This is a genomic window from Faecalimicrobium dakarense (assembly GCF_000499525.1).
Lineage (GTDB): Bacteria > Bacillota > Clostridia > Peptostreptococcales > Peptostreptococcaceae > Faecalimicrobium > Faecalimicrobium dakarense.
Genome location: NZ_HG529316.1, coordinates 14,154 through 37,423 on the forward strand (window position 1 = coordinate 14,154; position 23,270 = coordinate 37,423).

Consider the following 23,270-nt stretch of genomic DNA (forward strand, 5'->3'; position numbering starts at 1 on the left):
TATACTTAATTAATTTATTGCATATAATTAAATCAAAGCATACTAGGGTTCCGTATATTATATAAATATAGTCTGGTCCAAGGGTAAGCTCACAGATTTACTGTGTTCACGGAGGGATAAAAGCCTGGGAGATATTTAATATCTTCTGGGCTTTTTTTATTTTTATTTTTAGGAGGATATACAAATGCTATCGTTATTACTGCTTACTGTTACGACTAGTGCTGCTGATAGTCTAAACCCTGTTGGAATTGCTCAACAATTTATTCTTCAAGGGCTAGTTAAGAAAAAACATCATATATGGGCATATATAATTTCTATTGCAATAACTAATTTTACCGGCGGGTTAATTGTTTATTTTGGGGCTGGTGCATTTATAAAAAAATATATGAACTCTCTTTTAGATAAATACTCTAATATTATATATATTAGCGAATTTATATTAGGTCTTTTAGTTTTAATGTCAGTCGTTTTTTTAATAATGAAAATCTATGTTAATAAACTTAAGGATGAAATTCTTATTTTAAAGGGTTTATCTTCTGATGATAATAATAATTCATTTTTTAAGATAAAGTCTGTTGACCCAATATCTCTTTCTATTTTTGGGGTATTAGCAACATTTATGGAATTGACTACTGCCTTACCCTACTTTGCATTTTTGGCTATATTACTTACTTATACTCTTCCTATTTGGGTAGTTATATCAATTTTAATAATATATAATATTATTTACTCAGCACCTTTAATCATCTTATATTTCTTATATGTAAAGTGTCAGAGTAAATTTGATGAATTGTATGTTTTTCTAAAGAATAAGGTAGATAAATATGCTGCAATTCTTTCACCAATTTTAATAGGAGCTGTTGGAGTATTACTTATCTTTCATAGCTTAAATTCTTTAATTACATTATAGTAGTACCTTTATACTCTTAAATGAATAATATTATAAATATATAATAAAAAGTGGTAAGTTTTAAATCTAAACTTGCCACTTTTTTCTTAAAATATTCATTTAAGTTTGGAGGATAAAAGTATGAAAAAGATATTTCCTAATATTTTTCATAAATCAATATCTCAAAATAATAATGTAGTTAGTATAAAATTAAAATCAATTACATCAAGGCAATTTCCTTATGAAATTGAAGTTATAGCTGAAAAATTATATGTACCATGGGCCATAGATATAAGTACTGAAGGAAATATATATTTTACTGAAAGGTATGGGTCAGTTAGAATTATTGAAAATGGTAAACTTAATCCACAACCACTCATCACATTTAGCTCACCTTTTGTAAGTCAGGGTGAAGGTGGTTTGATGGGTATCGCCCTAGACCCAAACTTTTTACAAAATCATTATATTTATGTTATGCATTCATATGCAGAAGGAAATCGAATATATAACCGTGTTATCAGATTGGTTGAAAGTAATAATAAGGCATTCATTGACAAAGTTCTTATAGATAAAATCCCTGGAGGACAAATTCATAATGGCGGAAGGATAAAAATAGGTCCAGATAAAAAATTATATATAACAACTGGAGATGCAGGTGACTCTGCACTTTCGCAAGACCTTAATAGTACAGCTGGAAAAATACTAAGAATAGAGTTAGACGGGAGTATTCCTAAAGATAATCCTTTTACTAATTCACCTATTTTTAGCTTAGGTCATAGAAACCCTCAAGGCTTAGCATGGAATTTTGAAAATGTGTTGTATGAATCAGAACATGGACAGTCAGCACACGATGAAATAAACATAATACACCCAGGGGCTAATTATGGATGGCCTCTTGTTCAAGGAGATGAGGATTCAACAGAAATTATAGTACAAAAACCTTTAATACACAGTGGCGAAGATACATGGGCACCATCTGGTATTGCATTTGTAAGTCAAGGACCATGGAAGGGAAAATTATTAGTTACTAATTTACGCGGACAGCAATTGCTTTCTATATCATTAAATGGAAAAGGAACTGTAGTAAAGAATGTAGAATCATGGTTAAAAAATGATTATGGACGTTTACGTGAAGTTGTTCAAGCTAAAGATGGGTCAATTTATATTGCAACAAGTAATAGAGATGGAAGGGGTAATCCTGATATATCTGATGATAGAATTATCCGTCTAATTCCTAAATAATATAATAAAAGGAGGAAATACTCCCTCCTTTTTAATTTTTATCTACAAACAAGGTTCCATCGCTTTGAACTTCTGCATAAAAAACATCTTTTATAGAGTTTATATTATGATGTTTAAGTTGTTTTTTTAGCCATTCTTCATTTAAGTTTAACTCTTTTAAATTATGATTTATTATTTTACCATCAACAATTATCTCAGAAGGAATATAATTAATTGTGTTTGTATTTATTTTCATATCTGCTTTTGTTATTTCCTGTTGTTGTGGCTTTTTCAATACACTTAATGCACCATCTGGTTCTAATATTGCGTAATCTACTTCTGTAATAGAAAATATATTTTGCTTTCTAAGTAACATTGACAAGTCATCCATATTAAGTCGATTTGATTTAAGTGAATGTTTTATAATCTTTCCTTTTTTTATTAGTATAGTCGGTTGACCGTCAATTATAACTCTTAGAGTTCCTGATTTTAAGCCTATATATCCTGTTAATCCAGTCAGCATACACAACCAAATCAAACCTATAAATTCATCTATAAATGGTTTATTTAATTCACTAATTATATTTGCTGCAATAGACCCCATTGTAATTCCAGTGATGTAGTTAAAAAATGTTAAGTGACTCATTTGTTTCTTTCCTAGCATTCTTGTTGAAACCAATAAAACTATAAATACTAAAGTTGTTCTAAGTAATATATTTGTAATTCCTAGATGCACTTTTAGCACCTCCTACACCTATATTTACCTAAATCATTGTGCTTATTCACACAAATAATAATAGATATAATAAAAATTTATAATTTTATCATTGGTAATTTTTTCTATATTCCATATTGATTTAAGTGTATAATAAATTTAACTTCTATATTCTATACAATCAAATATATTTAACTACTGGCATATTATACTTTGTGCTACAATTTCAAATAAAAGGAGGTTTTCATGAAAATACTTGAGTTAAAAAACCTAGAAAAAAGTTACAATGAGAATACTGTTGTAAATAAAATCAATCTTTCCATAGATAAAGGGGTAATTTATGGATTACTTGGTCCTAATGGTGCAGGAAAAAGTACTACTATTAACATGATAACAGGGTTAATAACTCCAAATGATGGGGAAATAATCTATGAAGAAAATGAAGCTAAAATTTCTAAGTGGAAAAGAAATATCGGTTTAGTACCACAAGATTTTGCTCTTTACTGGGATTTAACAGCTGAAGAGAATGTAAAATTTTTCTGTTCATTGTATGGATTTAAAGGAAATGATCTTAAAGAAAGAGTTAATAAAGCATTAGAATTTGTGGGGTTAGTAGATGTTAGAAAAAAAAGAGCATCTACATTTTCTGGTGGTATGAAAAGAAGATTAAATATAGCATGTGCAATAGCTCACAGCCCTAAATTAATAATAATGGATGAGCCTACAGTAGGAATAGATCCTCAATCTAGAAATCATATATTAGAATCAGTAAAAAAATTAAAAGAATCTAATGCTACAGTAATATACACGTCTCACTACATGGAAGAAATTGAGGAAATCTGTGATACTATAGCTATTATTGATCATGGTAATGTAATAGCTATGGGAAGTAGCGATGAACTAAAAAAAGCTCACGCTAGTAAAGACATATATACTATTGAATTAAATGAAGACGCTTCTAAAATCGAATCAATAATTAAAGATATCAAAGGTGTTTATAAAGTTAAATCAAGTGGAAATACATTAAAATGCTATTATGAAAATAACAAAAAAATAATAGAAGATTTAGTAACTAGTATTACTGAAGAAGGCTTTATAATAACTAATATAAAAAGTGAAGTTCCAAGTTTAGAGACTGTATTCCTTGAATTAACAGGAAAATCTCTTAGGGATTAGGAGGTAAAGTTATGTTCATTTCAATGGTAATAAAGGAACTTAAGCTTTTTTCTAGAAATAAAGGTTCTTTAGTTATGATGTTTGCTTTTCCTATCATCCTTATAACAATTCTTGGAGTTGCACTAGAAAATATGATCGGTGGAGATATTAACATTTTTGATGACAGCAAGGTTCTCTACATTATAGAAGATAGTAAATATGAAGATGGATTTAAAGGTTTTAAAGAAACTATGGAAGATGAATTTGAAGGATTAATATTTGAGGAAACTAAAAATATTGAAGAAAGTAAAAAATTAGTTTTAGATAATAAAGCAATGTGTTTTATAAGTGTTAACAAGGATGGTTATAGCTATTTTAGAAATGAAAACAGAGAGTATCAAAATTCTAAAATATTTAGAAGTATATTTGAAGGAGTTATTGATAAATATGCACTAGTTGATGTTGTTATGAAAAATGATCCTACAATTATAAGTAGCATTACTAAAGATGAGGCTAATAAATATACTGATGAAATATCTGTGGGTAATAGAGCTATAACTTCAATAGATTATTATACCTTCGCAGAACTTGCACTAATTATACTTTATGTTTCTGCTATAGTTGGAGAATCTGTTGTTAATGAAAAAGAATTAGGCACTTTTAATAGAATAAGCCTTTCAAATACAAGTACCTTAAAGTTAATTCTGTCAAAAATGACTTTAGGACTAATAATCGTAGCTATTCAAATTTTAGTGGTTTATTTTTATTCTACAATAGTTTTAAAAGCACATTGGGGAGATAATTTGTTGTTTATGATATTTAACCTACTATGTTTAGGAGTATTCTCTTCAGTATTAGGTGTAGTAGTTGGTATGATAATTAAAGATGGAAAAACTTTAAATGGAATACTTAATGTAGTAATAGTTATAATGTGTTTATTTGGAGGATGCTATACTCCTTTATCTATGGTAAAATCAATACCTGTTTTAGGAGATGTTGCTATAGTTAGTCCAGTTTATTGGATAAATTCTTCTTTAATAAGCTTAAGTACTGGTGTTGTTGATACTTATTCTAAAGTAGCTATTTCTATAACTTTAGGTTTATCGGTTATTCTTGTAGGTATTTACTTAATCTATTCTAAAATAAAAAGGAGGGATAATCTTGTTTAATATAATTAAAAATACTTTTAGACTACTTTTTAGAAGACCTTCCTTAATATGTGGATTAATTATAATTCCAGCAGTTGTAACCATGGCTTTTAGTTATATTTTAGGCTCAGAAGTTAAGTTTTCTGTAGGTTTAATAAATAAAGATAATGGTATTGTTTCAAATACTATTATAGAAGAATTAAAAAAAGAGGATAACTTTGTTATAAAAGAGTTAAAGGAAGATGAAGTAGATAGTGCGGTCGTCGGCAAAGAAGTAGAACTTGCTCTTGTCTTTGAAAAAGACTTTAGTAATAATATTTTAGCTGGTAATTTAGATAGTGTAAAAATTAAATCTATTGGTGAATCAGAAGTAAAAGCTACAATAGAAACTCTACTTTCTCAAGAAGTGTCTACTCTAAAAACATTTGGACTTATTGCAAAAGGCGATAAGAATAAGTTTGAAGATTTACTAAAAGATTATGATAATAGTAAAATTGACTATAAGTTAAATAAAGTAAATGAAAGTAAAACTAATGTATATGCTTCTGCTGGAATACAAATTATGGTTCTTATGACATCTGCTTTTTATATTACTAGATTTGTAATTGATGATGAAAAATCTGGGACTAAGGATAGAGTTTTACTTGGAAATATATCTAAAGGAAATTATTATTTTGGAGTATTGATTCCATTTTTTATTTGTTCGGCTATAAGTTCAATATTTTATTTCTTACTATGTACTCTTCTTGGCTTTGACTTTGTTACAGATACTCCAATATACTTCTTGTATGTATTGTTTGCAATAAACTTCCTTGCTATTGGATTTAATTTATTTATAATATCATTTTCAAAAACTCCACAAGTGGCTGCAAACTTCTCTTCAATTTTTGTTACTGCAGGTAGTATGTTATCTGGGCTATTTTGGCCTTTCTCTTTAATGCCTGAACCAGTACAAAAGATTGGAAACCTAATACCTCTTAGATGGGCTGGTATTGCCTTTGAAAAAATTCAAGAAGGTGCATCTTTAGGTGATATTTCAATTTACTTATTTGGAATAGTTTTTGCCGGATTAATATGTCTTTTACTAACTGTTATTATTTCTGGTAAGAAAAAAAGTGTTAGAGTTTAATTAGTTAGTGAAATTAAAAAACCGTATCATTTAATTATGATACGGTTTAAATATATAAAATAATAAAATAGCTACAATTAATGTAAAAATAGACGTAATTAAATTTGCATCTACTGAAGCATAAAATACATAAGAACAAGCATTATCAATTGCATGAAGTAATATACATAACCAAATACTTCTTGTCTTATAAAAAAGAGGTGTCATTATAAATGATGTAGCTATACAGCTTATGGCAAAAGGTAAAAATATAAGTTTTTGTTGATGAGAGCCTACAACAAACCACATTGGAATATGCCAAATTGACCAAACACATCCAACTATTAAAGTGGCTTTTATCAGTGAAAATTTTTCTAAAAGTTTAGGAAGTAAAAAACCTCTCCATCCAATCTCTTCAAGCCCTCCACCAATAATTGCAAATGGTGTAATAAAAATAATTAAACTAAGTGGATACCTTAGCATATCTAAATCTCTGCCTTGAGTTTTAAAACTTATATATGCAGCTACCCATAATATAATTGGAGTAAAAATAGTGTATAAATACATAGTTGGTTTTTGCTTTATATTTATTATAGATTTTAAAAATAATTTAAATTCATTAGTTTTTCTATTATATCTTTTAACTGTAATAATTGCTGCAATAGATGGAGAATATCCGGCAATTCCATAAATTATCATAAAAATAGGTGTTCCGAAAGTTAATATATTAAGTTGCGTTGTTATTATTGATATTGTATAAAAGGTTATACTTATTGCTATTAATAAAGCAGTATAAAACTTCAACTCTTTATTCATATATTGCCCTCCTTTATCTACCTATATTTTTTATAATATATATATATTTATTATGCCACCACTATTAATATTACTTGCATAAAAATAAACCCTAATATATTTATATTAGAGTTTACAATAATCTTAATTTTGACTTTTTTCTTTAATCATATTTAAAAAATACTTATGGACTCTTAAATCATCAGTTAATTCAGGATGAAAAGATGTAACTAGCATATTATCTTCTTTTGCTGCTACTATTTTTTCTTTTAATGTATCATATAAATCTAGTGTTTTAAGCATATTACCATCCTCTAACTGCTAACTTCTCTTCATTTTGCAAGCTATCCACTGATACTCCACTCATAGCTTTACCTAAATCCTCTGAAATTTGTGCCAATTTTTTAGGATTATTATAATTAGTAACTGCTTTAACTATAGCCTCTGCTCTCTTCTCAGGGTCATCTGATTTAAATATACCAGAACCTACAAATACACCATCACATCCAAGTTGCATCATCAAAGCTGCATCTGCTGGAGTTGCAATTCCTCCCGCTGCAAAGTTAACTACTGGTAATTTCCCATTTTCATGAACATATTTTATTAAATCATATGGAGCTCCCATTTCCTTAGAAATATTCATAAGCTCTTCTTCTCCCATAGATACAACTTTTCTTATGTCAGACATCATAGTTCTCATATGAGTAACTGCTTCAACAACATCCCCAGTTCCTGCTTCACCTTTAGTTCTTATCATTGCGCAACCTTCGCCTACTCTTCTTAATGCTTCCCCTAGATTTCTAGCACCACATACAAATGGAACATTAAATTTTTCTTTATCAATATGATATACCTTATCAGCTGGAGTTAGTACTTCACTTTCATCTATAAAATCTATTTCTAAAGCTTCAAGTATTTGCGCTTCTACGAAATGTCCTATTCTAACCTTTGCCATTACTGGTATACTTACTGCATCTTGAATTTCTTTAATCATTTTAGGGTCTGACATTCTTGCCACCCCACCATCTTTTCTTATATCTGAAGGTACTCTCTCAAGTGCCATTACTGCACAAGCTCCTGCTTCCTGGGCAATTATTGCTTCAGCTGGATTTGTAACATCCATTATTACTCCACCCTTTAACATCTCTGCTAAATTTTTATTTAATCCATATCTGCTATTCATTTTGTTTTCCCCCTAGTTTTAATTTTTTCTTTAACAATAAAAATAGTAGTACAATTTTTCTATATTATCAATTAATACCTTACAAAACACTTATTTTTATACAATTGTATCCATACGCTTTTCAAATTCAAATAATACAATTTAGAAAATAGCTATAACTAATAAGTTAATAAAATTCATTTATATATTTTCAATTTTAAGTAATATTTTAAATGTATAGTCAAATATTGACTCACTATAAAAAACACTTTAAAATTATATATAATCGTAATGAACAATAATAAATTCTATTTATTGTTTTAATAACTAAAATGATTTTAAATAGGGGGATAATTATGAAAAAAGCTGTATTTTTTGATATAGATGGGACATTAATAGATTGGGTTAATGGATTAATTGATATTACACCTGAAGTAAAAGAGTCTATTCGCAAATTGCAAGCAGATGGTCATTATGCTTTTATTGCAACAGGTAGACCCTATGCTTTTTTAAGTGAATCTTTATTAAACTTTGGATTTGATGGATTTGTTCTTACTAATGGAGCCCATGTAAAACTTAATGACAACGTTATATATAAAGAGCCTCTTAATAAGGATTTTGTTAAGGAATTAGTTGATAATTTTGAAAAGCGTAATATTCAATACATATTACAAGGGGAAATTGACTCTTATATGAAAGAACACTGTAAGGAATTTTACTCTTTCTTTGATAATGCAAATGTATCTAGAAATTACTTAAAGAGTGATTTTAACGTTGAAGATATAGAAACTTATAAAATAGAAATGCTCTGTAAAGATAAAGAAGGTGTAAATTACTGCTTATCTTTAGGAACAGATGATTATGATTATATGCACCATGAAAAATTAGATGCCTTTGAGCTTTACTCTAAAAAAGTTACTAAAGCAACAGGAATATTAAAAGCTTTAGAACATTTGAATATTCCAATAGAAAATAGCTATGCCTTTGGAGATGGCAAAAATGATATAGAAATGTTATCTACTGTTGGATGTGGTATAGCCATGGGAAATGCTAGTGATGAAGTTAAAAGTTATGCTAAAAAAGTAACTGAAACTGTACATAATAATGGTATAGCTTTTGGTATTGAAAATTTCATATTATAAAAAATAAGCACTCTAGTTATGAACTATTTATCTAGAGTGTTTTATTTTATATCTGTCATTTAATTATTCTAATATTAATTCTTCTTGCCTTTTTAAATTTATTGTAAAAAATCTTATTAAATATAATTCCTAAAATAAGCACTAGTCCTACTACTCCCGAAAAAGGATAAACAAAGTTAACAAGTTCTCCAAATGGGAGACTTCCACCTAGAAAGCCTACAATAGCACCTATTATAGCTAACAATTTAAACTTAATAGTTCCTTCTTTAAAAAAGCTCTTACATACTGTCAATAATAAAGGTGTTGCAGTAGTATATATCTCAGCTATAAGATTTATAGAAAACATTACTCCAATAGTTTTAGAAATTTCAGTTGATAAGATTAAAGTTGGAATTTCTTGATTATAAAGATTTTGTATATTAGATAATAGCCCTAAGTTTAATATCATTGCTGCAATCATATACGCACAACCACCTAGTATTCCACCTAGAATGCAGTTTTTCTTATTAGTTGCAGTACTACCAACCTCAACTAAAAATGGTGCGACTAAAGTAATATTAAAGCTAGCATATAATATACCAGAAGTAAACCAGTTATTTGTAGCAGCTTTAATTTGAAGATCACTTAATATGTAATTAATATTTCCTAAGTTATCAAAATTTCTAATTAAAGTAATTAGTCCTATTGAAATTGAAAATATTATAATAATCGGTCCTATATTTCCTAATATATTTATAACTTTATTAATACCCATAAATACAGATATAACTACTATTAAAACTATTACTAAACTTCCTATTTTTTGATTTATTCCATAATATTGATTTATAGTAGCTCCTGCACCTGATATCATTACAACAAAAGAGGAGAACATAAGTATTATGGTAAACCATTTGAAGAACTTTCCTAAATATTCACCAAAATAGTTAATAAACATATCTGTGTTAGATTTGAATTTTTTAGAGTAACCTAGCTCTAATAATGATGCACCACAAAATGAAAAAAGAGCCATAGATATTATCCCTGTACCAATACTCATAAGACCGTGAACTGAGAAGAATTGTAGAACTTCTTGACCTGTAGCAAATCCCGAACCTATAGCAACTGATATATATGTACCTGCAAACTTTATAATTTCTTTTGCGTTTACTGAATTTTTCATTTGAATTATTTCCCCCCTTAAATAGTATTAATAAAACCTTATATAAGTGATTAGTACTTTAAAGTTTAAAAGCTAACTATTTTCTTATATTAGAAATTATATTTCTATAATTATATTTTAAACACAGTTTTTACATTAACTATATAATTATATTTTTAGCTATAGACTTTATTACAACCAATAAACTATCGATTTTGCTATAATTAAGGCTATTTTTTCATCTTCATTGATATTAATTATCATTTTTATTTACAAATAATTATTACTGTGCTATTATCTAATTAAGTTAAATAATATTACGGAGGTAGATTGATATGAATAAAGTTAATATAATATATTGGAGTGGTACAGGAAACACTGAAACAATGGCTGAAGCTATATTCTCAACTTGTAAAGATGGAGCTAAGTTATTAAGTGTTGATAAGGCTACTCTAAATGATATAGATGAAGCTGATGTATTATTTTTAGGTTGCCCTGCAATGGGAGATGAAGTTTTAGAAGAAGGTGAAATGGAGCCTTTCATGGAAAGTATAGCTTCTTTAGATAATAAAAAAGTAATACTATTTGGATCTTATGGTTGGGGAGACGGTCAATGGATGAGAGACTGGGAAGAAAAAGTTATAGGCTTAGGAGCTACTCTAGTTGAAGAAAGTGTAATGGCAAATTACGACCCAGAAAGCTCAACATTAGATTTACTTAAATCTTTAGGTGAAAAATATTCTAAATAAGCGTAGTTAAAATTCTTTCTGTTGTATTTAGTTATTTATTTACAACTTGAAAATTTAAATATTATTGTATACATACTGAAAAATCCCCTAGTAATCATTGTGATTTCTAGGGAATTTTATTTGCTTTAACTATATTTAATTACTTAGCTCATAAGTATTTTTAAAAACTTTTCCTTATTATTTAAAAAGTCTTGAGTAATTTGATAGTTCTCACTTTCTTCATACTTTACCTTAGATATTTTATCTTCTTTTATCTCATATATTATTGAATCAGGATAAGCCATAAGTATTGGTGAGTGAGTCGCTATTATAAATTGGCACCCTTCATTAACAAGTTCATTTAATCTAGTTAATACTGCCATTTGTCTTGCTGGAGATAGTGCCGCTTCTGGTTCGTCAAGAATATAAATTCCATTTCTTGAAAGCTTATTTAGAAAAATAGATAAAAATGATTCTCCATGAGATTGTTTATGTAAAGATATCCCTCCATAAGAATCTATAATAGGTCTACCCATAGTCTCTTTGTCAAGTTCATCTATATTAGATGCTACGTTGTATAAAGATTCTGCTCTTAGAAAAAATCCTTGTCTAGGTTTTTTAAATCCTTTTGTTAATGTTATGTATTCATGTAAATCTGAATGACTATCACAAGTTGAGAAATTAAAATTTTTGCTTCCACCTTCTGGATTAAATCCATAATCCACTGCTATAGCTTCTAAAAGTGTTGATTTTCCACTTCCATTTTCTCCAACTAAGAAGGTAACTTTAGGATGAAATTCTAACTTGTCTAAGTTTTTTATAACTGGTAGACAGAATGGATACTTATTTATATTCTCTATCTTATCTTTATTTAATTTTACTTCTCTAATATATTGTTTAATATTAATATCTTCCAACAGTACTCACCCCTTTTGCATTTAGTATAGCAAATTCTACCCATAGATTTTCTATACTCATATTCATCAAAAATATCTTTTGCTTATTATTTAATCATTGATATTTTCAAGTTCTAATACCTTTTTTATACAGTTATCATTTTTAAAATTTTCAGTTCGCTTACAATCTTTTATTTTAAAATCCGGAGTGGTTTTAAATTCTTCATCACATATTCCATCTTTGTCTAAATACATACCACTTGCCATCCTAACTATTAAACCACTATTTTTTAACTTAAACAACACAGGATCTAATCCTCCACCATCGCCTCCAGTAGTTTCTCCTATTAGTGTTGCAAATTTAGTCTCCTTACAAAACATAGAAAATGCCTCTGATGATGAATATATTTTTTCATCTATAAGTAAGTATATATTACCTTCAAATTTAAAATCATTATTAGCTTTTATAGTATAAGACGTATTTTCAAAATCACTAAACTTTTTTAAAGTTTCCTCTGGAGCATTCTTCGCTACATCCATTGGTAAATTTTCAATAGGTTCTAACTTTAGATTTCTTACATCGGTATATTTTTTAACTATTTCACTATTATTTCTATAGACCCTATAACCATTTATTTTAATATCATTTTTTATAAGCTTAGATACTATTCCTTGCCAATACCTATCGCTTCCTCCTAAATTTCCTCTTATATCAATAATTAAAGCTTTGTGTTTTCCTAAGGTATTAATATAATCTCCAATCATTTCTAGATCTTTATCTGTAGACCCATTTCTTGATGCCATTGATGGTAAATACATGTATCCAACCTTATCTTTAATTACATCTTCTAAAATTAACTCTTTCTTTAAAAAAATATCCTTTGATATTTTTATTTTAGGATTTATAGAATCATATCTATCTACCACTTTTTTATCATCAAGAAAATCATACCAATTATTATTAGAATATGATTTTTTAAAAAGTTCATATCGTTTTTTATTATCTATTAATTCAGTATGCCTATTACCTAATTCAGATAATATAGATGACATTTCTTCTATAAATTCTTCGTCATTTTTAGTATTTTTAATTCTTTTTAGGTATTTGTCCTTATTTCCTAGCCAATCTATATTATTACGTCTCTTATTTACATCTAGGTAAGGATATCCATTTTTTATAGCATTATATACATACTTAAAGTCCTCTACCTTTTCTCTCTTAGATAGTTGATCCTTTTTAGAATAAATGGAATTACCTAGTAAAATTACAAATATAAAAATAACTACTAAAAATAATACTTTCTTTTTCATCCAATTCACATCCTTATTATGCCAATAATCTTAAACATTGTAACATTACTTTACAAGAAAATCTAGCTTACTAAATCCTATATGTATTTAGTAAAATATAAAAAAGAAATCTGAATAGATTTCTTTTTTATATTTCAACTACATTATATTCGTATCCAATATCTTTTATAAATTTATACATATCTTCTGTTGATATAAATATAGTTTTAGTATTATCATTAGGATGAAAACTCATTAATCTCTCTGATAAAATTTCTTTATCTAGAAATACTTTAATATCCTTCTCTTTATTATTTATTAATCCAAAAATAGATACAGCTCCCGGTTGTAATGACACTTTCTCCATCAATCTCTCTGACGAACTAAAGCTAAGTTGTTTTTCACCTACAATCTCCTTGAATCTATTCATGTCTAGTTGCTTTGAATCGTCCATTATTAGTAAATAGTACGCTGTTTTTTTCTTGTTATTAAGAAATAATGATTTAGTACGAACTCCCTCCATACCTTCAATATAACTATCTGCTTCTTCTGTTGTAAAAACTGGTGGATGCTCTACAATGTCATATGTAATATTCATATTTTTTAATGTTTCATAAACTAGTTCATATTGCTCCATTTTGGACCTCCAATAACCTAATTTTTCTATAGTTTCTTATTTTTATTATAGCATTAATAGTTTTATTTTAGACATGTAGAGCTATTTTTATATAACTAGCTTCGATTGAGTTTAAATAATCATTTTCTCTTAATACCTCATATTTTTCTTTATCTGAAATAGTATCAATTTCAATATCTTTTACTTATTATTACAGATATATAATAATACTAATAGTTACTGAATGATATTTTAACTACTGGCTCCATACCTTCGTGTATAATTACTAAGTCTTTATTGTTATTACTGCAGTGTCTTATTAACTCATCTGTAAATTCTCTGCTATTAGTTATTGGCTCAAAATGCCCAGCAGGTTTTTGTATTTTCATTATATCTCACTCCCCATATAATTTTATTAGATTCAATTTGTATAGCATGTCTAATATTTATCTAAGAATTCAACCAAATTATTTCTGACTAATTTAGGTACATCTCATGTTAATGTTAATCTATCTTACAAAATATTGAGCACCCTCTTTAGTAGCGATTTAAATACATCTTATGTTAATGTTAATCTTATAATTGGATTTTCAAATATATAAAAGAGTACAAATTTAAATACATCTCATGTTAATGTTAATCAGCGTCAAAAGTAAAAATAAAACAATCAGTTAGCTAATTTAAATACACCTCATGTTAATGTTAATCTTTTAAGGATCCTCCTAATTGTTGTACATCAGTATTATTTAAATACATCTTATGTTAATGTTAATCTATTTAATAAAATTAGATTCAAGCACCCCATGAATTATTTAAATACATCTTATGTTAATGTTAATCAAATAAATCGTACTCATAACCTTTGATAGTTTTCTCATTTAAATACATCTCATGTTAATGTTAATCACCCCATTTAATACTACGTAACTTCTTAAATATTCATTTAAATACATCTCATGTTAATGTTAATCAATCCTTTTGATATTATGGATTTATTAGCAGATTTAAAATTTAAATACATCTCATGTTAATGTTAATCTAGAGCACCTAAGCTAGTAATAGTTAAGGCTACCGAATTTAAATACATCTCATGTTAATGTTAATCACTAAATTAACCTTTATTTATTAAAATTTACTCTATTTAAATACATCTCATGTTAATGTTAATCGTTAAATATGTTAGCAGCCGACCAGTTTGCAAGTAAATTTAAATACATCTCATGTTAATGTTAATCTTATTCAAAAGGAGCTTGGCACTAATAAAGAAACTTATTTAAATACATCTCATGTTAATGTTAATCAAGGATAAGACAAGTTAGACCAGATGTAGTTATAATATTTAAATACATCTCATGTTAATGTTAATCTTGCAGGTTCACCATCTATAACTCCACAGGTTTTTATTTAAATACATCTCATGTTAATGTTAATCCTGGTTTTGCTACAGCATTACCAATACTTTTCATAGTATTTAAATACATCTCATGTTAATGTTAATCTCGAAACATCTTGTCTTCTTCTATCTATCCACTCCAATTTAAATACATCTCATGTTAATGTTAATCGTCTTCAATATCTACTCTTATCTCGTTTGTCTTCTCTATTTAAATACATCTCATGTTAATGTTAATCCCACCTGAGCCAATTAAAGGTATGCAATCTGTTGGATTTAAATACATCTCATGTTAATGTTAATCTTATAGCAGAAACATCTAATATGTTAGGTATTGTATTTAAATACATCTCATGTTAATGTTAATCCTAATAAGAAGATAGTTAGAGCTACTCCACCATTCTATTTAAATACATCTCATGTTAATGTTAATCTTCTGGATATATAGAGCTTATAGCACTTTTTACTAAATTTAAATACATCTCATGTTAATGTTAATCAGTTCCTAAAAAATGGCTAGGTAAAGCTTTTATAGAATTTAAATACATCTCATGTTAATGTTAATCCCTTCGCAATTAGATAATATGCCACAATCAATGATATTTAAATACATCTCATGTTAATGTTAATCTCAATAGAAGGGGAAGAAAAATATAGTAATCTTTAATTTAAATACATCTCATGTTAATGTTAATCCAACTATCTCTAAAAGGTGACTTTGTAGAAAGACAATTTAAATACATCTCATGTTAATGTTAATCTAAAAGCTGGAACACAACTGTTAGAGTATTACCACAATTTAAATACATCTCATGTTAATGTTAATCGCAACTCAACTATTTCTTTCTGATTTTTATCCATTAATTTAAATACATCTCATGTTAATGTTAATCTTGTTGCTGGAACAACATTAACTAAAGGTTTTAAATTTAAATACATCTCATGTTAATGTTAATCCAGTTATCACCCACATTTACATTGCATTTTTGCTAATTTAAATACATCTCATGTTAATGTTAATCATAACAATTAAAAATATTCCTCAAGACCTTTTTAAATTTAAATACATCTCATGTTAATGTTAATCATAGGCGAGGACATATTTGGAAATAAGTATTTAATTTAAATACATCTCATGTTAATGTTAATCAAACACAAATAAGTGATGATATGAGTTTAGTAAATGAATTTAAATACATCTCATGTTAATGTTAATCGATAAGACTGTAGAGTATGAAGGTAAACAATATACATTTAAATACATCTCATGTTAATGTTAATCTCTTAATCCAAGTCGAGCTCCATTAGTTGGTAACATATTTAAATACATCTCATGTTAATGTTAATCATTGGTCTAAAGTAGAAAACTTACCAACTGATTCTCATTTAAATACATCTCATGTTAATGTTAATCATCTAAAGTACCTTTGAACTCTATTTCATCCATCTATTTAAATACATCTCATGTTAATGTTAATCGTAATGTATCATCTTTAATTTAAAAGGAGGTTTATAATTTAAATACATCTCATGTTAATGTTAATCTTATTCATACCTTCTTCGGTACTTTGTAATATACGTATTTAAATACATCTCATGTTAATGTTAATCCTTTAAATATACTTTTACCTCTCATAACTCTAATCAATTTAAATACATCTCATGTTAATGTTAATCAGGAATAGAAACACCTGCTTGTTTATATGCATATATTTAAATACATCTCATGTTAATGTTAATCCACTGTAAAATAGCTATTTATATAATACATTATAGTACAAAAACCTTTAATAATACTAGACTTAGCTCAGTTTATCCCAACTAAAAGTTAACAATTTTATTATCTATCTTAGTATATAGTAGTTTCAATAATTTCATCTGTCTAATATCTATCTTTACTTGGGATAAATTATATAAATTCATGGTTTATATCTTCCCCAAATTTACTCCTAGCAAATTTTCCATCTGCAAAATACTTTTCTCCATCTGCAATATAAAAAATATCTCCGATAGAATCACTATATGAGTTGGTGAACTTTCTCAACTTATAAGTAAAATAATCTACTTTTTCCATAACATTAGAAAGCTCAATTCTTTTCTTTGCATAGCTCATATCATTATTTCTAATAATATTTTTATATTCTTCCCAGACTTCACTCCCAACTAAAATTTTTCCGTTTTCTAAATTTACTACTGTATTTAAAAATACAGTATAATCCCTTAATTTATCTATTAGTCTCATCTTTTCCTTTACAAAGTCAAACTCTAATCTACCAACCTTATCTTTTAGAAAATAAGATATATTATTGTCATTACACTCACATTTACTATTTTCTATATCGGCTATAACTTTATCATAGTATACTTCGAAATCCTTATCTAAAAGTACATTTTGTATATCCTTATTCATCAATGTAAGATGGTTTTGTTTTCTAAAATCATGCTTGTATACTCCACTTGCATCATCAATATTAAAGAAAAATACCTTAGAAGCAGATTTCTTACAAGATCTATTAATTCTACCTAAAAACTGTTCTTCTGAATCTAGTATAGATATATCCTTAAACCCTATATCCATATCTATATCAACTCCAGCTTCAACAACTTGAGTTGCTACGAGTATTGCTTTTTTTTCATTTTTAACTTTACTTATTATCTTTTTTCTTTCATTTTTATTATCATCACCACTTATAAGCATTGCATCTTCAAACTCATTTTTGAGTAATTTATAAAACTCTACTGCTGAAGTCTTTTTAATAAATTCAATTAAAATTTTATTAGTATATTTACTGACATCTAAAACTTTTTCAAGCAAAGTTTCCATTGTAAAGTTATTATTACTTATCATATCAAAATTAACTTCAACTCTATCTTTAAATAACTCACTACTAAAGTACTTTTCTCTATCCTTTATTAAATAAGCACAGTTTCCATTTTCATATCCTAACTTATCTAATCTAGGTAAAGTTGCAGACATTATTATTATTTTTATATTTAAAAGTTCTGCATATTTTTCTAAAAATAGTATTATTTCTTTCCATATAGAATTTTTATAGCTTTGTATTTCGTCTAATATAACTACACTATTAGCTAAATGTATAAGTGGGTAACTCTCTTCCCTACTCGTTCCAAATAGATAATTAAAAAATCCTATATGAGTTGTTAATACTATTGGGTAATGTAAAAATTGTCTATTAAGCAATGATTTTTCATAATCAATATTTTGCTTTGAATAATCATCGCTTACAATTTTATTGTCTTCTTCTATATCCACTGTAGTTATCGGAGTTATAGAATTTATGATTGATATATCAGACTTTATATCTACAACATTTTGAAATATATCATCTACAAATGTGGTATAAGTTTGTTCTATCAAAGTATTAAAAGGAAATATATAAAATATCTTATTTAAAGATTTATTTATTTCTAAAGATTTTAAAGCTAAGTTAATGGATGTTATAGTTTTTCCACTTCCTGTAGGCGCTTCTAAATAATAAATATTTTTAGATTTTTCTTTTACTAAGTTACTTTCAGCTTCTATATTCATTTCTGTTCTTAGTCTATTTATATCATTATCTTCAAATACTTTTTCTCCATTACCAGCTAAATACTGTTTATGTTTTTCTAAGCCTTTGTATATCTTAGATGATTTATATATATCATAATACTTAGAGACATCTTCTATAATTCCAAAATCATCTACACTACTTTTATTTTGATACTCAGAGGTTGCATAAAAGTCACATGACGTTAATAATGAGAACATTAGTCTTGAATATATGTATATCTCAATATCTAAATCTTTTTTACTATGGTGTTCTTTTATATATTTTTTTAACCTATCCATAAGGTTCTCTACAGATTTTTCATTTAGTTTTATATCTACTTTATAATTTTTATATAGTTCTTTATGTGATATATGGCTATTAAATTCACTTGGTAATTTTTCAATATAGTCATTAAAACTAGTTAATATTCCATGATGCTTTGATATTACATATGAATTTACTGTAAGAAATAAAAGGAGAAGCATATTATCTTCTCCCTTTATTTTGGAATTTCTTATTTTATCAAAGTAATAATCAAAATACATTATAGAAGATAACATAGAGTGCTTTGAGTAAATCTGTGAAGTATCTTTAAACTTATTATTTTTCATTTTTATATACTGAAAGTCACTATTAATTTTACCTACATCATGCATATATATAGCATTTGAAATAAGCTCTTTAAAAATTTCTATACATTCTTTAGATGAATTATTTAATATTTTATCTTGAAATCTTTCAAAAACACTATTTATATCTTTTGTATCGCATAGTTTTATAAAGTATTTATAAACTAAATCTACATGCTCTTTTAATGTTTCTTTTTCAATGTCGTTTCTCATATGAGCATATATATATTGATTTTCAGATACGTTTTTATCTATATCAAATAATCTTATGTTTTTAAAATACATTTTTATCTCCTATATAAAATATAAGTTTAAATTATCTACACTATACACCTTACTATCAGTTATCTTAGCAACTTTCATATTTGTATAAATAAAAGTTTTTAGTATATACTGATTTGTAGATAATTCTAGTTTGTAAGGAAGCTTTTCTTGATATTTAAATTCAACTTCTTTGTCTAAATCTCCGAAATCAAAGTCATCAAATCCATCATCTTTTATAAATTCAAATTCTTCTTTTACAAATATACTATCTAATTTATTAAAATCACTAACTTCTTTTATATCTTCAATAACTTGTACATCTATTATATTAGCTACATGGTCATTTTTACCTAAGTATGGTATGTATATGAACTTTCTTTCACTAAATCTTTTTTCTATATTTTTGCATATATCACTATTATCTAAAAGAATGTATATATCCCAAGCTGGATTTTCTAGCCATTGTTCTTTTACTATTAAGTTTCCACCTTCTTCTTTAGATGCATAACCAACAGAGTTGTTAAATACTTGCACTTTTTTATTTATATATCCACCTTCATTTTTAGGAACTATTGCAAATTTTAAATCCTTTAGCTTTTCATAAAATTCAGGATAGTCATCTTCTTTATTTTGTTGATTATATCCCCCAAGTCCTAAACAGCTACCTATTATCCCCATTAAAGCGACTTTATGTATAGTTCCATAAGTAAAGTAAAGGTATGTATTTACCTCTGGCTTTTTAAAGAAAGCTGTTTTACCACTTAGGTTAAACTTTAATGCTTTCATTCTATACCTCTTTTCTAGTGAATATGTTTAAGTATTTAGCTTTTGGAATATTTGCTTTTATAGTAGTTTTATATGGATTATAATATATTTCTATATTTGATATTGAGTCTTCTAATGAATTTAGTAACTCGTCAAAGCCAAGTGTTATAACATCTTTATCTTCTTTTTCAAATGTTATATATTGAGCTAAATCTGGAAGATATAGTTCTTCTTCAATTTCAACAAATATAGTAAGTTCATTTTCACATCCTACTTTTGAATTTGTATTAAACGCCGTAGCACTTACTAATGCTGCTTCTTTAAATTTAAGATAATCTTCTTCTGTATACCCCTCAGTTACTCCCATTTCTATAAACGATTTATATGTTAATGGATTTATAGTAAATGGATAGAAGTAATGTGCTTCATTACTAACTATTTTAGTTCCAAGTGTAGTTGAACTAGCATCTTCACCATCCTTACTTTTTTCTTTTGCTTTACCATCTCTAAATGGAGATAATATTTGTTGTTCTTGGGCTTCTGTATGCTCATACTTATTAAATCCTTGAGATATCTGTACTGCTCCTGTAATACCTATGTTATTTCCTTCCTCTGCGAATGTTGCTCCAAAGTTTTTTACATCTATTGCATTAAATAAGTTTGTTAGTACTTTTTTATTATCTTTTTCTTTTTTTAGATCTTCTACTTCAAATATTTCTTCATATCTTTCTTTTAAAGATTTAGGTCTAACTTTTGTTTCGCCCTTTTTACCCTCATCTATTTTTAAAGTTTTTATGTATAGTACTTTTTCTCCGTGATTTTCCCACATTTTCTTCATTGGATACTTTAAAGCTTTATCACTTCCAAATACTTCTCCTGTTGATATTGACTTTGGATAACCACTAAAGTCAGCATTCCAGTTAGCCATTATAGACTTTATTCCTATAATTCCATATACTCTTTTATTCATTTCCCTTGTCCTCCACCTTTTCATATATCAAACTTGAATTTAAATATCCTGCTAATAATAAATCTTCATTTATTTTGTTTTCTGGATTATATCCTAGAATCATTGAATATAAGTTATTAAATCTTTTGCTGTCTTTTTTGATTGCATAGTTATGCTTTTTAAATAACTTCATTATTTCTTCTTTTAATTTAATTTCATTTTTAGTATTTAATATTGGATTTAATAGTGAATGAGTTTTATTTCCTGATTTGTTAAGCGATATTAGATAGTTTGCTACTTGTCCTATTGCAAAGTAATATTCTTCATCACTTTGTATACTTTGAGTTTCTTTTGAATTTATTTTTTCTCTTAGAGCATTTTTAGTATCTTTTAATAAATCTCCCATATTGCTACCTCCATTAAAGTAATTTAATAAACTATACCTAAGGTTATATTGTTCTGCTGCCTTTGTTATATATCCATTAAGTATCGAACCTTTGATTATTTTTAAAGAGTATTTTGATAAGTTTGACCTTACTCCATTTATATTTCCTTTATAAAACCAATTAAATAAACTTTCTCTATTTTCTATAAGTATTTCTTTTAACTTGCCTTCATTTAACTTTATATCTTTAGCATCTGTAAAGTAGTTTGTATGCAAGAACTTATTAAAAAATCCGTTACTAATATTCACTTCAACATCTTTTATATCTGTAGTCGTTTTATATTCTATAACTTGTTTAACTTTGCTATAATCTATATCTATAGGCTTAAATACTTCAAATGCTCTTATCTTTGAGTTCATACTAACTACAGTATCAAAATCATGTATTTCTACTTCTTTACCTTTTTGTAATCTCATAAAGTAACCAGTGAATTTTCCTTTTGGTCTATCCCCATTTTCATAGCAATTTACTTTCTCATCTATGTAAACTAGTCTTTTATTTATAGCTACGTTATTCATTAAAAAGTCAAAGAATTTCTTTTGAATTAATACTTCTTCTTCATTGATTAAATATGGCATTGTATTTTTTCTTCCTTTTTGTTCTAAGTATGGTTTTTTTGAATTGAGTCCCATATTATCATTAGGCAGTCCATATATTTTATTATCTATCTCTACATTATACTTTGCATCATTATATATTTTAGAAATTATATATTTGCTACTTTCATTTCTATATGTTTCTATATCTTCTTCAAAAAATATCTTTAAATATGCACTTTTCTCCTTTTCAGGATAGCTCATTTTAAGAAGATTATTACGCATCCAGTCTTTTATAAATTCTAATTTTTCCTTATTATCTACACCATATATAGATTCAATAGTATCATAGTACTTTTTAATTACATCTTCATTTATTTTTCCAGAGGTTAAGTTTTCTTTCTTTATAAAAAATGTTAGATAGTTATTACTACATACTACTTTTGTTCCTATTTTTATCTCTTTTCCATTTTTATCTATAGATGTAACTGTAGTATTTATAGCTTTGTTTGAATCTATATATTTTGATAAATAGTCTCTTTGTGCAAAATATGAATACATCTTATTACTTCTATCATTATCCCTTTTATAGATTTCAAGCTTATCTAATTCTCCATTATTTTTAACTAATATATATGATCCTTCAACTAAACTATAGCTATCTACAATAAGATTTTCTCCTTCTTTGTCATACATATTTTTAAAAACTTCCAAGCAATCTTTTAACACTT

20 protein-coding genes, 1 CRISPR repeat array and 1 riboswitch are annotated in these 23,270 nt (G+C 26.8%); of the genes, 7 read left to right on the top strand and 13 right to left on the bottom strand.

Going from position 1 to position 23,270, the window contains the following annotated elements; translation table 11 throughout:
- The first annotated feature begins 31 nt into the window (after window positions 1–31).
- A riboswitch (guanidine-I (ykkC/yxkD leader) is annotated at window positions 32–133 on the top strand.
- A gap of 51 nt (window positions 134–184) precedes the next feature.
- Both BN899_RS07655 and BN899_RS07660 read left to right on the top strand, forming a co-directional pair.
- Window positions 185–910, top strand: a complete 726-nt coding sequence (locus BN899_RS07655) for a GAP family protein (protein WP_042274322.1) — start codon at window positions 185–187, stop codon at window positions 908–910.
- Between the two features lie 120 nt (window positions 911–1,030).
- A complete protein-coding gene (locus BN899_RS07660; RefSeq protein ID WP_042274323.1) occupies window positions 1,031–2,131 on the top strand; it encodes a PQQ-dependent sugar dehydrogenase in 1,101 nt (366 codons plus the stop codon).
- A gap of 31 nt (window positions 2,132–2,162) precedes the next feature.
- On the opposite strand, the gene BN899_RS07665 is transcribed toward BN899_RS07660, so the two are convergent.
- A complete protein-coding gene (locus BN899_RS07665; RefSeq protein ID WP_042274324.1) occupies window positions 2,163–2,846 on the bottom strand; it encodes a YetF domain-containing protein in 684 nt (227 codons plus the stop codon).
- Window positions 2,847–3,071: 225 nt separating this feature from the next.
- Between BN899_RS07665 and BN899_RS07670 the strand changes: the two genes are divergently transcribed.
- Genes BN899_RS07670 through BN899_RS07680 form a run of 3 tightly spaced genes read left to right on the top strand, consistent with a single transcriptional unit; the run spans window position 3,072 to window position 6,257 of the window.
- Window positions 3,072–4,001, top strand: a complete 930-nt coding sequence (locus tag BN899_RS07670) for an ABC transporter ATP-binding protein (RefSeq protein ID WP_042274325.1) — start codon at window positions 3,072–3,074, stop codon at window positions 3,999–4,001.
- Window positions 4,002–4,012: 11 nt separating this feature from the next.
- Window positions 4,013–5,149 carry an ABC transporter permease gene (locus tag BN899_RS07675; protein WP_042274327.1) on the top strand — a complete coding sequence of 379 codons (1,137 nt, stop codon included), beginning with the start codon at window positions 4,013–4,015 and terminating at the stop codon, window positions 5,147–5,149.
- Window positions 5,142–6,257 (top strand): ABC transporter permease, encoded by a 1,116-nt coding sequence (locus BN899_RS07680; protein ID WP_042274331.1) that lies wholly within the window; start codon window positions 5,142–5,144, stop codon window positions 6,255–6,257. Before BN899_RS07675 ends, BN899_RS07680 begins: the two co-directional genes overlap by 8 nt.
- 30 nt (window positions 6,258–6,287) lie before the next feature.
- Here the strand turns inward: BN899_RS07680 and BN899_RS07685 are convergent, their stop codons facing one another.
- The 3 genes from BN899_RS07685 to pdxS form a co-directional block, all read right to left on the bottom strand.
- The gene (locus BN899_RS07685; protein WP_042274332.1) at window positions 6,288–7,052 is read right to left on the bottom strand and encodes a CPBP family intramembrane glutamic endopeptidase; all 765 of its coding nucleotides are present in this window, start codon (window positions 7,050–7,052) and stop codon (window positions 6,288–6,290) included.
- A 123-nt stretch (window positions 7,053–7,175) separates the two neighbouring features.
- Window positions 7,176–7,334: a hypothetical protein gene (locus tag BN899_RS18605; RefSeq protein WP_081712201.1), complete on the bottom strand. Its 159-nt coding sequence runs from the start codon at window positions 7,332–7,334 to the stop codon at window positions 7,176–7,178.
- 1 nt (window position 7,335) lies between these two features.
- On the bottom strand, window positions 7,336–8,214 hold the full coding sequence (gene pdxS, locus BN899_RS07690) for a pyridoxal 5'-phosphate synthase lyase subunit PdxS (RefSeq protein WP_042274334.1): 879 nt from the start codon (window positions 8,212–8,214) through the stop codon (window positions 7,336–7,338).
- A 335-nt stretch (window positions 8,215–8,549) separates the two neighbouring features.
- On the opposite strand from pdxS, the gene BN899_RS07695 reads away from it, so the two are divergent.
- On the top strand, window positions 8,550–9,335 hold the full coding sequence (locus tag BN899_RS07695; RefSeq protein ID WP_042274336.1) for a Cof-type HAD-IIB family hydrolase: 786 nt from the start codon (window positions 8,550–8,552) through the stop codon (window positions 9,333–9,335).
- Window positions 9,336–9,390: 55 nt separating this feature from the next.
- Here the strand turns inward: BN899_RS07695 and BN899_RS07700 are convergent, their stop codons facing one another.
- Window positions 9,391–10,497 (bottom strand): YkvI family membrane protein, encoded by a 1,107-nt coding sequence (locus tag BN899_RS07700; protein ID WP_042274338.1) that lies wholly within the window; start codon window positions 10,495–10,497, stop codon window positions 9,391–9,393.
- 314 nt (window positions 10,498–10,811) lie between these two features.
- Here BN899_RS07700 and BN899_RS07705 point away from each other — a divergent pair, with 314 nt between their 5' ends.
- On the top strand, window positions 10,812–11,225 hold the full coding sequence (locus BN899_RS07705; protein WP_042274340.1) for a flavodoxin: 414 nt from the start codon (window positions 10,812–10,814) through the stop codon (window positions 11,223–11,225).
- Between the two features lie 143 nt (window positions 11,226–11,368).
- Here BN899_RS07705 and BN899_RS07710 read toward each other — a convergent pair whose 3' ends face one another.
- The 8 genes from BN899_RS07710 to cas8b all read right to left on the bottom strand — a co-directional run bounded on the left by BN899_RS07710 (window position 11,369) and on the right by cas8b (window position 23,268).
- Entirely contained in the window at window positions 11,369–12,121 is a 753-nt protein-coding gene (locus BN899_RS07710) for an AAA family ATPase (RefSeq protein WP_042274342.1), read from the bottom strand.
- A gap of 90 nt (window positions 12,122–12,211) precedes the next feature.
- Window positions 12,212–13,411: a S41 family peptidase gene (locus BN899_RS07715; RefSeq protein WP_042274344.1), complete on the bottom strand. Its 1,200-nt coding sequence runs from the start codon at window positions 13,409–13,411 to the stop codon at window positions 12,212–12,214.
- 127 nt (window positions 13,412–13,538) lie between these two features.
- Window positions 13,539–14,027, bottom strand: a complete 489-nt coding sequence (locus BN899_RS07720) for a prolyl-tRNA synthetase associated domain-containing protein (RefSeq protein WP_042274346.1) — start codon at window positions 14,025–14,027, stop codon at window positions 13,539–13,541.
- A gap of 209 nt (window positions 14,028–14,236) precedes the next feature.
- On the bottom strand, window positions 14,237–14,395 hold the full coding sequence (locus BN899_RS19005; protein WP_154658890.1) for a hypothetical protein: 159 nt from the start codon (window positions 14,393–14,395) through the stop codon (window positions 14,237–14,239).
- A gap of 91 nt (window positions 14,396–14,486) precedes the next feature.
- Window positions 14,487–17,140: a CRISPR direct-repeat array (repeat unit 30 nt; unit sequence ATTTAAATACATCTCATGTTAATGTTAATC).
- Window positions 17,141–17,308: 168 nt separating this feature from the next.
- A complete protein-coding gene (locus tag BN899_RS07725) occupies window positions 17,309–19,864 on the bottom strand; it encodes a CRISPR-associated helicase/endonuclease Cas3 (RefSeq protein ID WP_042274348.1) in 2,556 nt (851 codons plus the stop codon).
- Between the two features lie 9 nt (window positions 19,865–19,873).
- Window positions 19,874–20,629, bottom strand: a complete 756-nt coding sequence (cas5b, locus tag BN899_RS07730; RefSeq protein ID WP_042274349.1) for a type I-B CRISPR-associated protein Cas5b — start codon at window positions 20,627–20,629, stop codon at window positions 19,874–19,876.
- A 1-nt stretch (window position 20,630) separates the two neighbouring features.
- Window positions 20,631–21,578 (bottom strand): type I CRISPR-associated protein Cas7, encoded by a 948-nt coding sequence (locus BN899_RS07735; protein WP_042274351.1) that lies wholly within the window; start codon window positions 21,576–21,578, stop codon window positions 20,631–20,633.
- On the bottom strand, window positions 21,571–23,268 hold the full coding sequence (gene cas8b, locus BN899_RS07740; RefSeq protein WP_042274353.1) for a type I-B CRISPR-associated protein Cas8b/Csh1: 1,698 nt from the start codon (window positions 23,266–23,268) through the stop codon (window positions 21,571–21,573). Before cas8b ends, BN899_RS07735 begins: the two co-directional genes overlap by 8 nt.
- Window positions 23,269–23,270 lie beyond the last annotated feature (2 nt).